This window comes from Milkweed yellows phytoplasma str. MW1 (assembly GCF_000309485.1).
Classification (GTDB): Bacteria; Bacillota_I; Bacilli_A; order Acholeplasmatales; family Acholeplasmataceae; genus Phytoplasma.
Genome location: NZ_AKIL01000149.1, coordinates 1 through 1,487 on the forward strand (window position 1 = coordinate 1; position 1,487 = coordinate 1,487).

The 1,487-nt window shown below is 22.2% G+C and carries 5 protein-coding genes; all 5 read right to left on the minus strand.

The annotated features are described in order from the left end of the window. Positions 1–102: 102 nt before the first annotated feature. Positions 103–336: a hypothetical protein gene (locus tag RI76_RS02660; protein ID WP_017192613.1), complete on the minus strand. Its 234-nt coding sequence runs from the start codon at positions 334–336 to the stop codon at positions 103–105. A gap of 141 nt (positions 337–477) precedes the next feature. After that, a complete protein-coding gene (gene ssb / locus RI76_RS03365; RefSeq protein ID WP_261974348.1) occupies positions 478–690 on the minus strand; it encodes a single-stranded DNA-binding protein in 213 nt (70 codons plus the stop codon). After that, the gene (locus tag RI76_RS03170) at positions 687–953 is read right to left on the minus strand and encodes a hypothetical protein (protein WP_017192614.1); all 267 of its coding nucleotides are present in this window, start codon (positions 951–953) and stop codon (positions 687–689) included. Before RI76_RS03170 ends, ssb begins: the two co-directional genes overlap by 4 nt. Positions 954–1,125: 172 nt before the next feature. After that, the gene (locus RI76_RS03175) at positions 1,126–1,269 is read right to left on the minus strand and encodes a hypothetical protein (protein WP_173362882.1); all 144 of its coding nucleotides are present in this window, start codon (positions 1,267–1,269) and stop codon (positions 1,126–1,128) included. Between the two features lie 10 nt (positions 1,270–1,279). Then, positions 1,280–1,432, minus strand: a complete 153-nt coding sequence (locus tag RI76_RS03180) for a hypothetical protein (protein ID WP_017192616.1) — start codon at positions 1,430–1,432, stop codon at positions 1,280–1,282. Between the last annotated feature and the right edge of the window lie 55 nt (positions 1,433–1,487).

The following is a 1,487-nucleotide window of genomic DNA, read 5'->3' on the forward strand; positions in this document are numbered from 1 at the left end:
TTAATTTCCATTTTAAAAAATCCTTTCTTCTAAAATAAATACAAAAAATTATATATCAAATTCAGCATCTATCAATTTTTTAGACATTTTTTAAATCTCCTTTTATTTAAACTGTAAATCAAATCCAGCAGCTGTTATTTCCTCAATTGTATATCCTGCATTTAATAATTCTTTGGGTGAAAATCCATTTTCTTTTAATTCTTTAACTGCAAGTACATTTTCTGCTTTAATTTTTTGATTTACATATCTTTCAACCACTCCAAAAATCCAATAAATAAAGCTAATTCCTAATAAAAAAATTACAAATGTAAAAATATTAATAATTATTTGTTGCATAGCATTTAATTATTTTTCTCCTTATTTTTCTTTTTTAAATTCTAAATATTGAATAGATTGACATTGTACTTGTGTAATAAATTTTTTTTCTTCTTTATCTTTATTAATAACATTAACTTTAATTCGTACCTTCAACGCCAATTAAAGAGAACCTTTAACAACATATTTAAATAAATTCTCTGCTTGTTTATTCCAAACAACACAAGAAATAAAATCCGCTTCTTTATCGCCTTTATCATTAATAAAATTCCTATTTACAGCTAAAACAAAACGTACTAAAGGAATATTGCCATTAACGAAATGTAATTCTGGATTTTTGGTAATTCTACCTACTAAAATTACTTTATTAATCATTTTTCTTCCTTTAACCTTTCCATAATTTTATTAATTATTTTTACAATATCTTTTTTATATAAATAATTATTATCGTTATAATCAAGAAGACTGTTTTTTACTTCTAATATTAATTCTTCTTGTTGAACAACAACTAAATTATTATTTTCCTCAATTGGAATTTCTTTTCTTACAAGAAAAAAATTAACATATATAAAAATACCAACAATAGAACCCATCAATAAACAAATAAAATTATCTAATAAATTGTTATTATTTCTCATTATAAAATCCTTTATGAAAATAAGCAATATTTTTAAATATTGCTTATTTCAACCATGTTATTTTAGTACTATCAGGAACGATAAAACCAAATTTATACAAGATAAACACACATATTCCACTTAAAGCAATAAGTGTTAATAATTGTCTTAAAGTCATTATTTTTTCTCCTTTTTATTTCAAATATAAATTAAAATTTCTTAATTCTTTATCTGTATATCCAATATTTATCAATTCTTGAACTATATAACCAGAAGTAATAAAATCACTAACTGTAAACCCAAATTCTCTTAAATCTTGAACTGTATACTCAAACATAAATTTCTTTTTATTTAGCAATAGAAATATAACCCTTATGAGCTAAAAAAATAGCAACAGGAATAACAACACCTAAAACAGGTAACAGCCAATACATGCAAAAACTACCTAATGTTAATTTATTTCTTCGAAAAGATCTGCGATAACTTCTTTTTCTAGACATTTAAATCTCCTTTTGTTTAAATTTTATTTAAATAGAAAAACAACTTTATTCACTT